The organism is Lentilactobacillus hilgardii DSM 20176 = ATCC 8290, from assembly GCF_000159315.1.
Lineage (GTDB): Bacteria > Bacillota > Bacilli > Lactobacillales > Lactobacillaceae > Lentilactobacillus > Lentilactobacillus hilgardii.
Window position 1 is genome coordinate 177,294 of sequence record NZ_GG669993.1, and the last position, 16,898, is coordinate 194,191.

The following is a 16,898-nucleotide window of genomic DNA, read 5'->3' on the forward strand; positions in this document are numbered from 1 at the left end:
CTAAAGTAAAAAACTTTGGGTGGTCATCTCATTTTTGCTCCAACCTTTTTTGTATACCAACTATTCATTGGATGAATCTTCAGATCCTGGGTGTTTTATTTTGAAAAGACTGTTGGTCTCTTGATCGTCAACCGGTTTGTCTTTTCCAAGAAATGTACTAATTAGCACGATTCCCTTGGAAGGATTGGGTTTTGTGATCTCTGCTTCCGCTGTCTGATCTGCAATATACTGGCAGCTTTGAGCGATAAACCCGGTTTCCAAGTAAAAATCCGGATCGTCGAATAAATCTAGTCTTTTTTTGACAATATCACCACTTAATTGCCAGTTAAGTTGACCGCTGCTCTTCTTGAGTAAGCTTAGATCTCCCAGTTTAAATTGGTTGAAAAATGCGATCAAGTCATCGTAATTTGCTAAACGATGGCTTCGAGATAAATGTTTACCAGCCCAGTATGAAATTTCATGATTATCTGATCCTAGAATGCTTGGTAATAGGTCATCCCTAATTAATGCCTGACCCAACAAATTAACCATTTGTGGGTCCTCTACGATTGTACTGTACGTCTCATTATCCATTTTTTAATCTCCATCAATGCAAATTGTCATAAATTTATTATACAATATATTTAGCAAATCTGTTTTGTTTGTCAACTATCGCAAAAAATAATTAAACTGATAATTGATAAAAGGGAAGAAGGAATTGACGTGGATAATCGGCCAATTGGCGTAATGGATTCTGGGGTTGGTGGTCTAACCGTACTTAGGGAAATTGTTAAAATTCTCCCCAATGAATCATATATATTTGTTGGGGATCAAGCTAATCTGCCATATGGCCAAAAGAGTCCTGAAACTGTCAGGAAACTGACTAAAAGAATTGCTGATTATATGTTGAAACAGAACGTGAAGATGTTTGTTATCGCCTGTAACACTTCTACTGCTGCTTCATTGGATTATTTAAAAAGAATCTTACCGATTCCGGTCATAGGCGTTATCGCACCAGGTGCAGAGTCAGCTGTTGCGGCAACAAATAATAACAAGATCGGTGTCATTGCAACAAACGGAACGGTTAGCTCGGGCGTTTATCAAAGAATTATTAAAAGCCTTGATCCAAAGAGCGATGTTTATTCATTAGGATGTCCCGACTTTGTAACAATGGTTGAGCATGGCGATGCCGGTAGTGAATTAGCCAGGGAAAAAGTAAGTCATCAACTAGCTTATTTTCATGATAAGTCTATTGATACACTTGTACTCGGCTGTACTCATTTTCCGGTATTGGAAGCCGAAATAAAAGGCGCTGTCAATTCAGGGATTGATTTGATAGATCCTGGTATTTCAACAGCTAAGAGTGTTGCTGACTACCTGCGGTCACATCATCAAATGAGGGATTCATCTCAATTCCCACAAATAAAATCATTTTTTACCACAGGTAATCAAAATGATTTTACAAAAATTGCCGATCAATTGTTAGGCAAAAGAATCACAGCCGATCACCTTAGTTTGGGAAAGGAAGATGTTACTAGTTGAAAAAGCCATCGATAATTGTCATTGCATCAAAAAATGCGAATAAAGTAAAGGAATTCGACGAAGCGTTTAAGGGTACCGGCATTAAAATTGAATCTTTGAAATCTTTTAGTAATGTTCCAGATGTTGAAGAAACAGGGCAAACGTTTGAAGAAAATGCATTTTTAAAATCATCTGCAATAATGGCGTTTACAAAACTGCCGGTAATTGCAGATGATTCCGGTCTCGTTGTTCACGCTTTAAATGGTCAGCCGGGGGTTCATTCTGCACGTTATGCCGGTGATCATGATGACGATGCCAATAATGCAAAACTTCTTAAAGAAATGCAAAATAAGACCAATCGGGATGCCTATTTTGAGTCAGTTCTGATATATTTATCACCAGAAGGAGACAAAGTTATTTCAAAGGGACGGGTGAACGGTCAAATTTTGCGAGCTCGTCGTGGGTTTAATAATTTTGGATATGATCCTTTGTTTTATGTTCCAGAACAACAGTTAACTTTAGCTGAAATGTCAACCCATGATAAGAATGCGATTAGTCATCGGGGTCGAGCCATTCGTCAGTTAATTGGCCAATTAAATGAGCGGTGGGATAGTTGAAGATACTTGTAGTCAGTGATAATCACGGTGATCGTCAAATTATTTCCGATTTAATAACACACTACGATGGTGAAGTTGATGGCTTTTTCCATTGTGGTGATTCAGAATTTGATTTAAACAACCCCTTGGTTTCTAAAATGCACATTGTTAGAGGCAATATGGATCATGCTGTTTTTGCCGAAGATGAAATAAGTAAAATTGATGGGAAAACCATTTTGTTGACTCATGGACATCTACACGGTGTTAACAGTGGGCTACTGGCATTAGAACTTTTTGCTAAGAGTAAAGAGGCCAATATTGTTTTGTTTGGCCATACTCATCAGCTTGGTGTCACTCAAGATCAAGGGATTTTGTTTGTTAACCCTGGAAGTATTTCCCTGCCTCGTGGTCAATATGCTTATATAGGCGGTACTTACGCAATTATCAGTTCAAAAAACAATAAACTTGTTGTTCAATATTACGATCGAAAATTCAATGCGGTTGATGAGTTACGATTTAGCTTCTGATCAGTTGAAAGGAAGGTCATTTTTTAGATGATTGACAAGCCAATTGAAACGGTCATGCGCCAAAGCAAGCGAGATATTTTAATTCCCGCTGATCTGGTAGCGACCGTCAATGAAGATAACAATTTACAGCATGCATTTCTTGTATTAACAAAAGTGAAATATGCAAAGATTCCAGTGCTTGATAATAATAATCATTTTAAAGGGTTGATTTCTTTATCGATGATTACAGAGCAGATGTTATTGGATACTGGAATTACAACCCGACCTTTGGATAGCATGAAAATAAAAGAAATTATGCAAAAGGATGTTCCGACGATTTATGAACGGGAAAATTTAGAAGTGATTTTGAGACACTTGGTTAATGAAAATTTCATTCCATACGTTGATCATGACAATAAGTTTTTAGGGATTATTACACGCCGCGAACTGTTTAAAGAAATTAATTTCCTTGCACATAATTTCTCAAAACGTTATGTGGCATTGCCGGTTTACCATGAAAAGACTATGAGTCAGTCTGCTGCGCAGTAACGCTACGTTCGGGAGATTGATAACTAACTACGATTAACAAAATTTAAAAACGAGTCTGAAGCAGTGATTGATCTCTGCTCAGACTCGTTTTTATATAAGATATAGTTTTAGCCATGTTTTGAAAAGGCGTGCTGATTGATGTTCAACATGATTTATTGTGGGTTATGAAGAACTACCGGGCTTGTTGGTAATTGAACGCCTTGCTTATTAAGCTCGGATAGATATGAAGCTAAAAAGCGATGCGAAATTTCAGCTTGAGCGCCATTTTTTGTTGTAATATTTACCTGAACAACCAACTTACCATCTGGTAGATTTATTGTACCAATGATTTTCGGGTCTCCGATAATATCTGAATATTTAGGGACTTCTTGTTGATTGACTTGATTGATGATTTCAATGACTTTGTCAATTGGCGTTTCGGGTAATATACCAACTTGAATCATGGCAGTCATGTTATTACGGGACATATTTGCAATTGTTGTAATCGTTCTATTTGGAATAAAATTAAGTGTTCCGTCATCGCCAACAATTTGTGTTGTCCTTAATCCAACTGCAGTAATTGTGCCGCGAATAGTGTTGATCTGAACATACTCCCCAACCTCAATTTGTTTTTCAAGAAGAATAAAGAAGCCGCTCACAATGTCTGTCACGAACCCTTGAGCACCTAGTCCAATTGCCAGGCTAAATACACCGGCACTCGCAACTAATGTCCCTACAGGTACTCCTAAGGTGGAAAGTACGGAGTATAACCAGAAGAACCACAGAATGTAACTCAGCACGTTAATAGATAAGGTATGAAATGTTCGAATTCTTTTTTCAGTGACGGTATCTTGATATTTTTTTCGGTATCGTTTAAAAAAGTGATTAATGAGTGATTTACCGATCTTTCGAAAAATCAGCATTAAAATAGTGAAAAAAAATAAGATACCTATTTTTTCACTAATGGTGACGAGTAGTTTTTGCCAATCAATAAAATTAATATACTTTTGCCAATTAATGGCAAGGAGCATTAGGCTTTTTAGTTGCATTTCCGACTTTCCATCCTTACATTGAATCTATTTCATTCATACTATCAAAAAAACGCTGTCTAATACAAGTTTACACATAAAATGTCGTGACATAATAAACAATTTTATTGTCAAAGCCCTGCTAGAATGCTATTCTAAAGTAAATCGTTGCACAAGGAGGAAGAACATGACAGCTGGGCAAATCGCAGGTCTTATCGCAGCAATTGCATTCTTACTTTTAGTTATTTTTATTGGAATGTTCCTTTTAAAGGTAAGTCGGACAATTTCTGAAGTTAATTCATCGATTCGTTCAATGACAAGTAATGTAGATGTTATTGCGAAACAGACGGATAAGATAATGGCAACTTCCAATACGTTAGTAAAAGATGTTGATGAAAAGCTAAACATTGTTACGCCGGTATTTCAAGCTGCAGCTGATTTAGGTGAGAGTGTTTCTGATTTAAATAAAGCAACTCATAACCTGACATCAAAAGTTAAAGATACAGGTAAAAAGGGTGCAACTGCAGGCATTGCAGGAACGGTCGGACGGACGGCTTGGAATATGTTTGCTAAACATCGACAAGCTAAAAAGAACCGATCTTAACAATTAATTTGAAAAGGGATGTTTATTATGGGGAAAAAATTAGTAGGCGGTTTATTTGCAGGATTACTTGGAGCAGGGTTGTACGCTGCTTATCAGAAAATGGATGAAACGAAAAAGAACCGTTTAAAACGTGACTTCCGCGAAAAAACAGATGAATTACGAGATCGAGCAGTTGATTATGCGTTTTATGCAAACGATGCTGTAAGTGATTTTAAAGATGCTTTTAAAGATGAATTGAACAGCACGAAGGGGAACGTAAAAGATGCTTCTTCCAGTTTTGCTGATAAAGCAAAATCGTTTAAAACTGCCAAAGATTCTGATGGGACTGATGTTTCAGCTGAGGAAAAAGCCGATCAGGATGACATTATTGTAGATGCCAGGGATGCTTTTAATGATTCTGGTTATTCAAAAGCAACCAAATCTGATACTCAAGATGATGCGAATCTAAGCGATACAGATGAAGAGAAAGACAATGAAACTGAGGATCACTCAAATTCTCAGCCGAATCAAGATCATTCAGATAATCAATAGCCTTTGAATTATCAAAGGTAAAGGACCACCGACGCACTTATATGTGAGCGGTGGTCCTTCTTTAGTTTCTGAGGTTAACCGAAATATTGTAATTCTTTGGTTGTGTGTGTGAACGGTTCATTGCCATTTTCCGTAATGTGGATACAATCTTCAATACGAACGCCTGCAACATTTGGAATATAGATCCCTGGTTCAATTGAGAAACACATACCAGGCTGCAGTACTAATTGATTTCCCTCCATGATCGAAGGAAATTCGTGTTCACTCATGCCCATTCCATGACCCAATCTATGATTGAAATAGTCACCATAGCCGGCCTTTGTAATGATATCGCGAGCAACTTTGTCCAGTTCCTCTGCAGTTATTCCCGGTTTTGCGGCCTCTTGAGCAGTTAATTGTGCTTCTAAACAAACTTTATAGATATCCATCGATTTGTCATCTGGTTTACCGACCGCAATCGTTCTGGTTGCATCGCTAATATAACCATCCCAGACTGTACCGAGATCAAAGAGGACCAAAGCATTGTTTTCGATTTTCTTATCTGATGTAGCACCATGAGGCTCGGCTGCGTGAGTGCCGGATTGAATAAGGGCTGGAAAGCTCAATTCCATGATACTGTTCTTCATTAGTGCATAAGACATTTCTGCGGCGACGCGTGATTCGGGCCTACCGGCTTTTACGGCCTCAAAACAGGTTTTGAATGCAAAGTCATCCCATTTTCCAGCAATTTTTAACTTCTCGATTTCATCTGGACTTTTAATCATTCTCATTTGATCCAGCATTTGATCAAGATTAACAGAAAAATCACTGGTTGGAAATTCACTCTTTGCCAGTTCAAGCCATTCTACAGACATATTAGCCTTTTCAATTGCAAAATTTATTTCGGCTGTATTGCGGGCATGAATTTGATCTGCAATCATTTCCCAAGGCTTTTCGTGATCCAAGTAACCGTAAACCGGATTTGACCATCCTGATTCTTTGATCGCTTGCGTTTCAAGTGCCGGTCCGAACAAGAAAGGGTCAGAATTCTTAAAGACGACCAGCAGTAAGACTCGCTCGTTTGGATCACTATAAAAACCGCTTAGATATTGAATGGTTTTAGGATCGCTGATTAAAGCAATATCTCTATTGTTGTCAGAGAGCCAACGCTGTATCTTTTCAATTTTATCCATGTGTCAGAACAACTCCTTAGTAGATTACAAACAGTATAGCATAGATAATTTGCTCGATTTGTCATAAATCACCGTTTTCACTTGAATTTTCACAGAGGGTAGTTTATGATTTATTTGAAAACGTTTTCAGTTTGCCGTAATCGCTTTTATTTGGTATATTGAATGATGTTTTGAAAATACATGAAAACTTATTATATCTCGATAGAAAGGGCTATTAAAATGGATAAACAAACAATTACAATTTATGATGTTGCCAGAGAAGCTGATGTATCTATGGCAACGGTTTCAAGAGTTGTTAATGGAAATGCCAATGTAAAGCCGGCAACTCGAAAAAAAGTGTTAGACGTTATTGAAAAATTGGATTATCGGCCAAATGCCGTTGCCAGAGGATTGGCAAGTAAAAAAACAACCACGGTTGGTGTGATTGTGCCAGATGTAACCAACATGTATTTTTCATCGTTGGCGCGAGGAATTGATGATGTAGCTACTATGTACAAGTACAACATTATTTTAACCAACTCTGATTCAAATAGTGAAAAGGAAATTAAGGTTCTTAATACACTTTTGTCAAAACAAGTTGATGGGATTGTGTTTATGGGTAATGAAATTACTGATAAACTGCGTGAGGAATTTAAACGAACCAAGACACCGATTGTTCTTGCAGGCTCAGTTGATGAACAAAATTTGAAGCCAAGCGTTAATATCGATTACGTGGCAGCAGTTCAAGAAGAAGTTAAAAATTTGATTGATCGCGGGAATAAGCGAGTTGCGTTTGTCTGTGGACCACTTGAACAGGCAATTAATGGTAAATTCCGGCTGGAAGGGTATAAAAAAGCGCTTAAAAGTGCGGGAATTCCTTATGATGATAAACTGGTCTTTGAAACGGATGATACATACAAGACCGGAACGTTGTTGCAACTAGCTTTAATGTCAGTTAACGCGACAGCTGCGATGGTAACTGATGACGAATTAGCTGCAGGAATCATGAATGGGATGTCTGATGCCGGTGTTAAGGTACCGGATAAATTTGAAATCATTACAAGTAATGATACGAAATTAACGGAAATGGTTCGGCCAAAGATGTCGTCAATTACGCAACCTCTATATGATATTGGTGCCGTCGCTATGAGACTGCTCACAAAACTCATGAATAATGAAGATGTTAACGAGAAAAACGTCTTACTTCCTTATGGTCTTATGAAGCGCGAATCAACAAAATAGATCATCGACCATACAACAGATAGGAGAGTCATGATAGTTATTAGACGGTTAGCTTTTCCATATTAAGCAGACTCTAGATCAATTACTGCCCTTTTATTTAGGTTTTGTTATCGGTACTGTAAAGATTTGGATTCTTTGCGTTGGCTTGAAACCGTTCTTCGTATCTGGTAAGATATTGTCGTATGTTTGACACTAGCTAATAAATTTTAGAAAAGAGGAGTTATTATGTCAGGACATTCAAAATGGCATAACATTCAGGGACGTAAAAACGCTCAGGATGCTAAACGTGGAAAGATTTTCCAAAAGATATCACGTGACTTATATCAAGCCGCTAAAGCAGGTGATCCTGATCCAGAAAACAATCCTCAATTACGGTTGGTAATGGAAAAAGCTCGCGCTGCCAATATGCCAAAAGATAACGTTCAACGTGCTATTGATAAGGCTTCGGGACTTGGCGGAGCTAAATTCGAAGAAATCACTTATGAAGGATACGGTCCTGGCGGAACAGCTATCATGGTTTCTGCTTTAACCGATAACAAGAATCGTACCGCCGCTGCTATTCGTTCAGCATTTACACATCATGGTGGTTCATTGGGTGCCAGTGGATCCGTTTCTTATATGTTTGATCGTAAGGGATATATTGAGGTCTTACGTGACGGCTTGGATAAAAGCGAAGATGATATGTTGATGGATGCATTAGACGCCGGTGCTGATGACATGAAAACAACAGATAGTGAATTTCAAATTTTTACCGATCCTTCATCTCTAGCCGCTGTCCGTGATGAGTTGCAAAAAAGGGGTTATGATTTGGATACTGCTGAAGTACGAATGTTTCCAGAAACAACAACTGAGGTTCCTGGAGATAAAATTTCACAATATAGCGGTTTGATCGACGAACTTGAAAATAATGATGATGTTCAAGATGTTTATGAAGCAGCTGTATTACCAGAAAATAACTAAACTTAACTAAATTATTTTTAAGATATTTAGGCTAAAGCTAAATCAAAACAGAAATGTTTTGGTTTAGCTTTTTTTTCGAAAAAATTTCTAATTGACCTCGTATGTAATTATTGTGAGGTAAAAAAATGGAAATTAATGAACAAGTTGCCACATTATATAACACGGCAATTAACTATCATGCGAGTGATATCTATTTTCTTCCAGTTAATGATCAATATGTGATAAAAATTCGAAATTCGGAATCATTGATGGATTGGAAAATAATGTCGGCAGTAAGAGCCAGGAGAATGATGAACTATTGTAAATACATGGCCGATATGGCATTAAGCGAATTACGTCGGCCACAAATTGGTTCAATGGATTGGCAGGTAGCCGATAGGCAATATTCGCTACGTTTATCGTCCGTTGGGGATTTTTCTGGTGCTGAATCGATGGTTGTCAGAATTATTTATGATCTGGAAGAAATCAAGACTGCTTTCTTTGATCTGGAAGCTTTAAAAAAGGTGAGACAAATGACAAGTCGTCGCGGTCTCGTTATTTTCTCCGGCCCAACCGGATCTGGGAAGACAACGACTATTTATAATCTGGTAAACCAGACATCAGCAGGAAAAATTGTGATGACAATTGAAGATCCGGTTGAAATTAAACAATCGAATTACTTACAACTGCAAGTTAATCGGAAAGCGGGGATGGCATATTCTGATCTTATTAAAGTTGGGTTGAGACATCGCCCGGATATCTTTATAGTTGGTGAAATTCGGGACGAGTTAACAGCTAAAGCGGCTATAAAAGCAGCACTTAGCGGACATTTAGTCTATTCTACAATTCATGCCTAAAGTCCCCGTGGCGTGGTCGATCGATTATCGCAATTAGGTATCGACAGACCATATATCTCCTCCCAAGCATTAACGGCCGTTTGTTATCAACGGTTGATTCCAACAATAGACGGTCAACAAAAAGTTTTTTTAAAAACTCACACACTCCAGGAATTAATAAAGACGAATACTTATGATTGGGAGGATTGGCAAAATGGTCTTGAGCAGGCAATTATTAATCAACAAATTACTAGAAAAACTGCCGAACAGTTTTGGTACGGTTAACCGTTGGCCAATAGCAGTTCAGGCTGATTTTTTCAGTACACTGGCTAATTTACTGAAAATTGGTTTCTCACTCACGGCGGCATTGAAATTTATTTGTGAAACCGACCAGCATTTGAAATCAGGGACGAAACAAATTATTGATGGCTTGGAAACGGGTTCAGATTTTTCAAAATGTGTTCAACCGCTTATTAGTTCTCAGGCATATCAGCAAATCCTAATTTCTGAAAAGCATGGTCAACTACGAGATGTTTTGAACGAATTGGCAACGTTCAATCGACTGAAACTTAAGCAAATCAAAAAAATCAAAACCGTCATGATTTATCCTGCATTTCTTTGTATCATTTTGCTAACGTTGATCATTGTTATTCATACTTTTGTATTCCCACAAATTGAAACGTTGATGCCAAGTGTTTCAACTGCGCAACCTGAATTGATTGATTTTCACCTTCTTGAAGTCATCGGCCTAGCTATTGGCACTATATTAATCATTTTAACGATAAGTTTTTTTAAGCAACCGGTTCTTAAAAAAGCTGAGATTGTTGTTAAAATCCCATTTTTGGGTTCCATTTTTAAACGTTACATTGTTTATTATTTAGTCAGCAACCTGGCAACACTTTTGAGAAACGGATTAAGCGTTAAAGAAATTTATTCGGTCCTTTGTGCACAGAAAACTGATTCGATTATATATGCACTAGGTGAGATGCTAAACACATCCCTTACAAAGGGCAATTCATTGAAAAAAATTGTTGAGACGCATCATTTTATTCCAAAAGAAATTATTAAATTCCTGAATTCAGGTGATACGGTTACCGAGATGGCTAATTCAATGACTGCGTATTCAAAACTGATGTTTGACGAAATTCTCCTAGCAACTGATAAATTAATTGCCTTTATTCAACCGACGATGTTTCTCATGATTGGGGTCACGATTGTGGCAACATATTTTCAATTGTTAATTCCGATATATGATTCAGTGAAAGGACTTTATTAACCGTGAAAAAATAACAAAAGACATGACAAACCAGACGCGATCAGGATTCACTTTAATTGAGATGACGATTGTTCTTTTTATTATCTCTCTTCTAATTATGATAGTAATTCCCAACCTATCCAATCAGCGTAAGCGCGCTCAAACAGTGCATACTTCTGCAATGCAGTCAATGGTGCAAGCACAAGTCGACGCATATCAGAGCCAACATCCTGACGACGAGCATGTTTCATATGATGACTTATCAAGAGATGGATATTTAACCAAAAAACAAGTATCACAAGCCAGACGCGAAGGTATAAAAATTTCAAAAAATGATGACAGGTAGAAAGGGATTCACCGTATTGGAATTAATCATTTACCTCGGCATTGTCTCGTGTGTGCTATTGATTAACTTGGTCTTGATCTCATTCATTAAAGGCAACCATATTGAAAATCGTTTATTCTGGCATTCGTTTCAGGAATGCTGGACACAAGCCCAACAGACAGCCAGAGTGAATCATTGCAAGTATGAGGTGATGATTGAAACTGAATCTCAACAAGTTGTTTTTAAACCATATCATCCCAAAATAAGAAAGCAGGTACTTAAGTGCCCAAATGGATTAGTCCCCCACAATGCCCGACACTTATTTATTAATTCAAACGGATACGCTTCGCCGACAACCATTTATTGGCAATCAAAATCCGGTAAAGAAATCTATTTACAAAAAATACAATTAGGATGGAGTGGTTTTAGAATTGAAAAGAAAAACTAAGGACGGGTTCACCTTAATTGATTCGTTGATTGGGCTCACAATTATTTCTCTGTTCAGCCTTTTTTATATTGGCATTACCCATCAAATGAATGATCAGATTGACCAAAGTCAGCAAACGTTGAACGAAAGCATTATGAGGATCTGCTGGGGAATGAGTAGAAAACATCGTAACGGCTATCTGTTAGCCGAAAGCATGATTAGTCTACTTGTATGTGTTTTTGCAATCTGGACAATTACGACTATGCTTGCTTATGTTGGACGTGCTTCTAATAATCAGATGATTAATTTTTATTCATACATTGATTTATTGGAATCCGATCATTTTAATTTTAGGGTTGTTAAAGTATCTAACAATGATGTTATTTTATATAGTCCAAACACTAAGAAGAAGTATCACATGCAGCAATATAAAAATATGTTAAGATTCACAGGTGATCACCTGGGGCATGTTCCGACGTTAGTAAATGTGGGCAGGGTGTATTGGGATAAAGAAGAAGGGCGGTTAAGCACAGATGTTAAGTTTGAAAATGGTGAACATTATCAAGCGTATTCTAAACTACAGAGTGATCGTCAGTAATCATCAAAATGGCTTTCTGACGGTTGTTGCGCTTGTTTTTATCAGCATGATGTTGGCGTGTCTTATTTTTCAGTGTGTTTCTTATCAAAGAAACATCAGTACAATTGAATCCATGACACAAACATATCGACAGCGTCAAAAAAGGCTTTTAAGCAGACAGAAAGAAAGTGTACCTGTCCAACAGTTCACAATTGCTAATCATTAATTAATATTCTGGTAAAGTCACTTGAATTGTTAAAGCCTTTTCTGGTAGTATTTAGTAGTATTATAGTAATTTGTGAAAAGGAGTTGAGTGTTCTGACAGAAGGACAAATCGAACGCTTCTTTAGTGTACTTAACGAAACAACAGAGATTGTTCAAAAGCAAAAGGATCAATCGTATTTTGATTCGTTGATTGAAGTGCTGGATACTGTTCAAAGTAATGATGTTAATGCTCTGGACCTGACCGATGAAAATGCCAAAAAGGTTTCTCGTATTTATTCCAAATTTGATCGAGACAAGTATGATTCTGAAACCCTTCGCAAGGCAATTCAGATGGCAATACTGAAGGCAATTCGAGTAGATAGGATTCAGGCCAATTATCAAATCACTCCGGACACAATAGCAAATATTGTTGGGTATATTATTTCCGGAATCTTTAATGGTCAAAAACGACTAAGTATGCTTGATCCAGCAATGGGAACAGGTAACTTGTTGACAGCTATCTATAATCAACTTGATAAAAGTATTCACGTCAAACCGTCAATTTCCGGAATTGAAAATGATGATGCCATGTTTGAACTGGCGGCCGGTTCTTTTGATATTCAGCATATTCATGCCGAATTGTTCCATGAGGATGCGATCCAAAACGTACTCGCACCAGTAGTAGACATAGCTGTGAGTGATTTGCCGGTTGGGTATTATCCAATCGACGAGAATACCAAAGGATTTAACACGCGTTCAAATGATGGGCATTCATATGTTCATCATTTATTGATAGAATTTGCCATGGATCACGTTAAAAAAGGTGGTTATGGATTTTTCCTCGTTCCAAGTCAGATTTTCAAGACGAGTGAGGCCAAGCAACTTCTTAAGTGGATGCAGGGTAATGTTTATTTACAAGCTCTTTTGAATTTACCAACCGAACTTTTTCAAAATAAAGCGTCTCAAAAAGCGATTATGATTTTGCAGAATTCAGGTGGAAATGCTAAACAGGCAAGTCCTATTATGTTGGGAGAATTTCCATCATTTAAAGATCAACCTGCATTTCAAAGGTTTTTAACTGAAATTGATGATTGGCAAAAGAAGGATCTTTTACAATAATATATAGAGGAGTAATATTACGATGGGAAAATCGATTGCAATTAACGCTGGTAGTTCCACATTAAAGTACAAATTGTTCCAAATGCCTGAAGAAACGGTTTTATCAAGTGGTGCCATTGACCGAATCGGTCTTGGTTCTTCATCTGTTTCAATTAAATATGATGATGGTAAAAAGTATAAAGATACCCTTGATATTGATAATCATGAACAAGCAATTCAATTGGTTCTGGACAAATTATTAAGCTTAAATATTATTAAAGACTACAGTGAAATTACTGGTGTTGGTCACCGAATCGTTGCTGGTGGTGAAGATTTTAAGGACTCAGTGATTATTGATGATGATGTTATCAAAAAAATTGAAGGTTTAACTGAATTCGCACCACTTCATGAACCTGCAGCTATTCTTGGCATTAAGGCGTTTAAGAAGATTTTACCAAATATTATTAGTATCGCAGTTTTTGATACTTCTTTCCATACGACACTGCCTGAAGTGAATTATATGTACAGCCTACCTTACGAATACTATCAAAACTATAAAGTTCGTAAGTATGGTTCTCATGGAACCAGCTACAGATACGTTTCCCAGCGTGCTGCATCTATTCTTGGCAAACCTTTGGAAGATCTCAAGCTTGTTATTTTGCATTTGGGTGCCGGAGCTTCTATTGATGCCATTAAGGATGGCAAATCTTTTGATACATCGATGGGATTTTCACCAGTTGCAGGAATTACAATGGCAACACGTTCGGGTGATGTTGATCCATCTGCACTTCAGTATGTGATGGGCAAAGCCGGTATTAAAAATATGGATGACATGGTAGACATTTTAAATCATAAGTCCGGTTTAGTAGGTGTTTCGGGTGTTTCAGCCGATATGCGTGAAATTGAAGGTGTCATGCATGAAAACCATCGTGCAATGTTGGCACGTGAAATCTTTAAAAATCGGATTATTCGTTATATCGGAAGTTATGTTGCTGAAATGGGTGGCATTGATGCATTAGTGTTTACTGCCGGTATTGGCGAAAACGATATTATGATTCGTCAAGAGGTCTCAGACAAGCTTGGTTACTTTGGAATCAAGGTCGATCCTAAGAAGAATGATATTCGTGGTGAAGAAAGAGATCTTTCCGCTGAAGGGTCTACCGTTAAGACACTCTTGATTCCAACTGATGAAGAGTTAATGATTGTCCGTGATATTGAAAGATTGCGTAAGTAATTAATTTCTATCCACGAACGTAAAAATAAATACATTTTTAGTACACTGAAAGTATTTACTCAAGTTTTGTTTAATCTAATTAATTTTGTGGAGGCTGAATGCAAAACAGTTTGTTTTGTTTCGGCCTCTTTGTTTGAAGTATTTGATTGATTCTTATTTTAACTTGAAAAGAAGGAGGCGCTTTTTTTGGAGAGTCAAAATGACGATCATCAGTTTTCACGAGGTCTTAAAAACCGTCATGTGCAATTAATTGCTCTTGGTGGAACGATTGGAACCGGGCTTTTTCTAGGTGCTGGTCAATCGATTCATCTTGCGGGGCCATCGATAATTCTTGCTTATTTATTAGCGGGGGTTGCGTGTTTTTTACTAATGCGAGCGCTGGGGGAATTACTTTTATCGGATCTCAGCGGTAATTCGTTTGTATTTTTTATAAAAAAATATTTGGGAGATAAGGCGGGGTTCGTCATTGGCTGGACGTATTGGACGTGTTGGATTTCCATAGCTATGGCGGATTTAACCGCTACGGGATTATATGTTCAGTTTTGGTTCCCGAAGATTCCAGTCTGGTTAACCGGATTGGTTGTACTAACGATCTTGTTCTTAGTAAATATCATTGCTGTTTCTGCTTTTGGAGAAACCGAATTTTGGCTTTCGATTATTAAAATCGCTGCTATTGTTGCTTTGATTATTATTGGGATTGTTTTGGTACTTGTCCATTACAAGACCCCATTCGGACATGCCGAGTTAAGTAATATTGTAAGCGGTGGGTTCTTTGCAAACGGAGCATCCGGTTTTGTCCTTTCGTTTCAAATGGTTCTGTTTGGTTTTGCCGGTATTGAAATGATTGGTATGACCGCTTCGGAAACACAAGATCCCGAAGTAACAATTCCCAAAAGTATTAATGAAGTACCAACGCGAGTATTACTTTTTTATGTTGGATCACTATTAGCTTTAATGAGTATTTTCCCGTGGCAGCACGTTTCACCAACCTCCAGTCCGTTTGTACAGGTCTTTTCCGGAATTGGAATTCGTTCTGCAGCAACCATTATCAATTTTGTTGTGTTGACAGCTTCCATTTCGGCATGTAATAGTTCAATCTTTACAACCGGTAGAATGATGTTTTCATTAACATACAGTGGGAAGTCCAAATTTCACAAAACAGTTGGTAAATTATCTCGACGGCAAATTCCATTTAATGCAATTCTATTTTCAACCTGCGTCATCGCATTAATTGTTGTTCTAAGTATTTTAATGCCTGGAAATGTTTTTAGTTTTATTTCGAGTGTTACAACGACTTGTTTCTTGTTCGTTTGGGGGATGATTGTTCTAGCTCATTTGCGCTACCGCAAAGTAATCAAAGCGGGAAGGCATTCAGATAAATTAACATTTAAAATGCCACTCTATCCATTTTCGGATTATTTTGTTTTAGCGTTCCTGATTTTCGTTGGCATTGTCCTACTTTTGAAGACAGATACGCTGATTGCGTTAATTGGATCATTACTTTGGTTACTGATCTTGTTCGTTGGTAAATCAGTTACAAATAAGGTTGAATCAGAAAATTAATCATTGAATAATGATGAAGGTTGGGACCAAAACGATTTTGTTCCCAGTCTTCATTATTTTCGTTATAATAGCGGGAAAAGATTAAGTAGCGGTGTTATTATGGTTAAAGTAACTATCGCGTCTGAAAGAAGAATGTTAAATGCAATTTTTTACGGCCGACACTCATTTTTTTCATGAAAGATTACTTGGAATTAGTGAATTTGCGCCCCGACCTTTTTTAACAGTTGAAGATATGAATGATACGATTATTGAAAATTGGAATAGGCGAGTTGGTAAAGATGATGTTGTTTACCACTTGGGAGATATTGCAATTCTTCATACTCGACCGGAAAAGGACGCTTATCAACGCATTTTTGAAGTTTTAAAAAAACTAAATGGCAGGCTTATTTTAATTAAAGGAAATCATGATTCGAGAAACTTATTTAAATATCTTGAAAAACATAATTATTCAGTAGGGAACCATTTAAAATTTGAATTCCATGATGTTGGCGTCCTAATTAAAATGAATCACCGTCAGTATTATATGACGCACTATCCTATGATGATGGGGATTGTCAAACAAATTATTAATCTTCATGGTCATATTCATCACTACTCGGTGCCAATTAAAGAGAATATTAACGTTGGTGTAGATACACCGGAGGCTGATTATTTAAAACATAAACCCCCGTTTGGTACGCCCTTTTCACAGCAGGAAATAGAGGAAATGGTGGCGCAAAAACAAATCGATTTTGCAAAACGACAATGATAGGTG

The 16,898-nt window shown here is 37.3% G+C and carries 20 protein-coding genes; 17 read left to right on the forward strand and 3 right to left on the reverse strand.

The window, feature by feature from the left end; genetic code table 11:
* Positions 1–60 precede the first annotated feature (60 nt).
* A complete protein-coding gene (locus HMPREF0519_RS04940; RefSeq protein ID WP_004561388.1) occupies positions 61–573 on the reverse strand; it encodes a DUF2507 domain-containing protein in 513 nt (170 codons plus the stop codon).
* Positions 574–726: 153 nt separating this feature from the next.
* On the opposite strand from HMPREF0519_RS04940, the gene murI reads away from it, so the two are divergent.
* The 4 genes from murI to cbpB are packed head-to-tail and all read left to right on the forward strand — an operon-like array spanning position 727 to position 3,151.
* Positions 727–1,521, forward strand: coding sequence for a glutamate racemase (gene murI / locus HMPREF0519_RS04945; protein WP_004561389.1), 795 nt, complete (start codon positions 727–729; stop codon positions 1,519–1,521).
* Positions 1,518–2,117, forward strand: coding sequence for an XTP/dITP diphosphatase (locus HMPREF0519_RS04950; RefSeq protein ID WP_004561390.1), 600 nt, complete (start codon positions 1,518–1,520; stop codon positions 2,115–2,117). The genes murI and HMPREF0519_RS04950 overlap by 4 nt, the downstream gene beginning before the upstream one ends.
* Positions 2,114–2,623, forward strand: coding sequence for a metallophosphoesterase (locus HMPREF0519_RS04955; RefSeq protein WP_003560026.1), 510 nt, complete (start codon positions 2,114–2,116; stop codon positions 2,621–2,623). The genes HMPREF0519_RS04950 and HMPREF0519_RS04955 overlap by 4 nt, the downstream gene beginning before the upstream one ends.
* 27 nt (positions 2,624–2,650) lie before the next feature.
* Entirely contained in the window at positions 2,651–3,151 is a 501-nt protein-coding gene (gene cbpB / locus HMPREF0519_RS04960; RefSeq protein ID WP_004561391.1) for a cyclic-di-AMP-binding protein CbpB, read from the forward strand.
* A gap of 152 nt (positions 3,152–3,303) precedes the next feature.
* On the opposite strand, the gene HMPREF0519_RS04965 is transcribed toward cbpB, so the two are convergent.
* Entirely contained in the window at positions 3,304–4,179 is an 876-nt protein-coding gene (locus HMPREF0519_RS04965; protein WP_004561392.1) for a mechanosensitive ion channel family protein, read from the reverse strand.
* A 166-nt stretch (positions 4,180–4,345) separates the two neighbouring features.
* On the opposite strand from HMPREF0519_RS04965, the gene HMPREF0519_RS04970 reads away from it, so the two are divergent.
* Positions 4,346–4,762, forward strand: a complete 417-nt coding sequence (locus tag HMPREF0519_RS04970) for a DUF948 domain-containing protein (RefSeq protein WP_003553723.1) — start codon at positions 4,346–4,348, stop codon at positions 4,760–4,762.
* 18 nt (positions 4,763–4,780) lie between these two features.
* Positions 4,781–5,293 carry a YtxH domain-containing protein gene (locus HMPREF0519_RS04975; protein ID WP_004561393.1) on the forward strand — a complete coding sequence of 171 codons (513 nt, stop codon included), beginning with the start codon at positions 4,781–4,783 and terminating at the stop codon, positions 5,291–5,293.
* 74 nt (positions 5,294–5,367) lie between these two features.
* Here HMPREF0519_RS04975 and HMPREF0519_RS04980 read toward each other — a convergent pair whose 3' ends face one another.
* Positions 5,368–6,465, reverse strand: coding sequence for a M24 family metallopeptidase (locus HMPREF0519_RS04980; protein ID WP_004561394.1), 1,098 nt, complete (start codon positions 6,463–6,465; stop codon positions 5,368–5,370).
* A 219-nt stretch (positions 6,466–6,684) separates the two neighbouring features.
* Here HMPREF0519_RS04980 and ccpA point away from each other — a divergent pair, with 219 nt between their 5' ends.
* From ccpA to HMPREF0519_RS05040, 11 genes are all read left to right on the forward strand, one after another.
* The gene (gene ccpA / locus HMPREF0519_RS04985; RefSeq protein ID WP_040472715.1) at positions 6,685–7,686 is read left to right on the forward strand and encodes a catabolite control protein A; all 1,002 of its coding nucleotides are present in this window, start codon (positions 6,685–6,687) and stop codon (positions 7,684–7,686) included.
* A gap of 225 nt (positions 7,687–7,911) precedes the next feature.
* Positions 7,912–8,646: a YebC/PmpR family DNA-binding transcriptional regulator gene (locus HMPREF0519_RS04990; protein ID WP_004561396.1), complete on the forward strand. Its 735-nt coding sequence runs from the start codon at positions 7,912–7,914 to the stop codon at positions 8,644–8,646.
* A 125-nt stretch (positions 8,647–8,771) separates the two neighbouring features.
* Positions 8,772–9,482, forward strand: coding sequence for a competence type IV pilus ATPase ComGA (comGA, locus tag HMPREF0519_RS04995; RefSeq protein ID WP_004561397.1), 711 nt, complete (start codon positions 8,772–8,774; stop codon positions 9,480–9,482).
* 193 nt (positions 9,483–9,675) lie between these two features.
* Positions 9,676–10,737: a type II secretion system F family protein gene (locus HMPREF0519_RS05000; protein ID WP_040472716.1), complete on the forward strand. Its 1,062-nt coding sequence runs from the start codon at positions 9,676–9,678 to the stop codon at positions 10,735–10,737.
* A gap of 22 nt (positions 10,738–10,759) precedes the next feature.
* Positions 10,760–11,062, forward strand: coding sequence for a competence type IV pilus major pilin ComGC (gene comGC / locus HMPREF0519_RS05005; RefSeq protein WP_004561399.1), 303 nt, complete (start codon positions 10,760–10,762; stop codon positions 11,060–11,062).
* Positions 11,063–11,078: 16 nt separating this feature from the next.
* Positions 11,079–11,489, forward strand: coding sequence for a hypothetical protein (locus HMPREF0519_RS05010; protein ID WP_233419320.1), 411 nt, complete (start codon positions 11,079–11,081; stop codon positions 11,487–11,489).
* Complete coding sequence (locus tag HMPREF0519_RS05020) at positions 11,473–12,066, forward strand: competence type IV pilus minor pilin ComGF (RefSeq protein ID WP_225429172.1); 594 nt, start codon at positions 11,473–11,475, stop codon at positions 12,064–12,066. Before HMPREF0519_RS05010 ends, HMPREF0519_RS05020 begins: the two co-directional genes overlap by 17 nt.
* 231 nt (positions 12,067–12,297) lie before the next feature.
* Positions 12,298–13,368, forward strand: coding sequence for a class I SAM-dependent methyltransferase (locus HMPREF0519_RS05025; RefSeq protein ID WP_004561403.1), 1,071 nt, complete (start codon positions 12,298–12,300; stop codon positions 13,366–13,368).
* 22 nt (positions 13,369–13,390) lie between these two features.
* On the forward strand, positions 13,391–14,581 hold the full coding sequence (locus HMPREF0519_RS05030; RefSeq protein WP_004561404.1) for an acetate/propionate family kinase: 1,191 nt from the start codon (positions 13,391–13,393) through the stop codon (positions 14,579–14,581).
* Positions 14,582–14,767: 186 nt separating this feature from the next.
* Entirely contained in the window at positions 14,768–16,144 is a 1,377-nt protein-coding gene (locus HMPREF0519_RS05035) for an amino acid permease (protein ID WP_004561405.1), read from the forward strand.
* Positions 16,145–16,283: 139 nt separating this feature from the next.
* Positions 16,284–16,892, forward strand: coding sequence for a metallophosphoesterase (locus HMPREF0519_RS05040; RefSeq protein WP_003560059.1), 609 nt, complete (start codon positions 16,284–16,286; stop codon positions 16,890–16,892).
* The last annotated feature ends 6 nt before the right edge of the window (positions 16,893–16,898 follow it).

Coding starts and splice junctions, on each gene's coding strand:
- HMPREF0519_RS04940 (WP_004561388.1), bottom strand. CDS start 573: ATGGATAATGAGACGTACAGTACAATCGTAGAGGACCCACAAATGGTT.
- murI (WP_004561389.1), top strand. CDS start 727: ATGGATTCTGGGGTTGGTGGTCTAACCGTACTTAGGGAAATTGTTAAA.
- cbpB (WP_004561391.1), top strand. CDS start 2,651: ATGATTGACAAGCCAATTGAAACGGTCATGCGCCAAAGCAAGCGAGAT.
- HMPREF0519_RS04965 (WP_004561392.1), bottom strand. CDS start 4,179: ATGCAACTAAAAAGCCTAATGCTCCTTGCCATTAATTGGCAAAAGTAT.
- HMPREF0519_RS04970 (WP_003553723.1), top strand. CDS start 4,346: ATGACAGCTGGGCAAATCGCAGGTCTTATCGCAGCAATTGCATTCTTA.
- HMPREF0519_RS04975 (WP_004561393.1), top strand. CDS start 4,781: ATGTTTATTATGGGGAAAAAATTAGTAGGCGGTTTATTTGCAGGATTA.
- HMPREF0519_RS04980 (WP_004561394.1), bottom strand. CDS start 6,465: ATGGATAAAATTGAAAAGATACAGCGTTGGCTCTCTGACAACAATAGA.
- ccpA (WP_040472715.1), top strand. CDS start 6,685: ATGGATAAACAAACAATTACAATTTATGATGTTGCCAGAGAAGCTGAT.
- HMPREF0519_RS04990 (WP_004561396.1), top strand. CDS start 7,912: ATGTCAGGACATTCAAAATGGCATAACATTCAGGGACGTAAAAACGCT.
- comGA (WP_004561397.1), top strand. CDS start 8,772: ATGGAAATTAATGAACAAGTTGCCACATTATATAACACGGCAATTAAC.
- HMPREF0519_RS05000 (WP_040472716.1), top strand. CDS start 9,676: ATGGTCTTGAGCAGGCAATTATTAATCAACAAATTACTAGAAAAACTG.
- comGC (WP_004561399.1), top strand. CDS start 10,760: ATGACAAACCAGACGCGATCAGGATTCACTTTAATTGAGATGACGATT.
- HMPREF0519_RS05030 (WP_004561404.1), top strand. CDS start 13,391: ATGGGAAAATCGATTGCAATTAACGCTGGTAGTTCCACATTAAAGTAC.
- HMPREF0519_RS05040 (WP_003560059.1), top strand. CDS start 16,284: ATGCAATTTTTTACGGCCGACACTCATTTTTTTCATGAAAGATTACTT.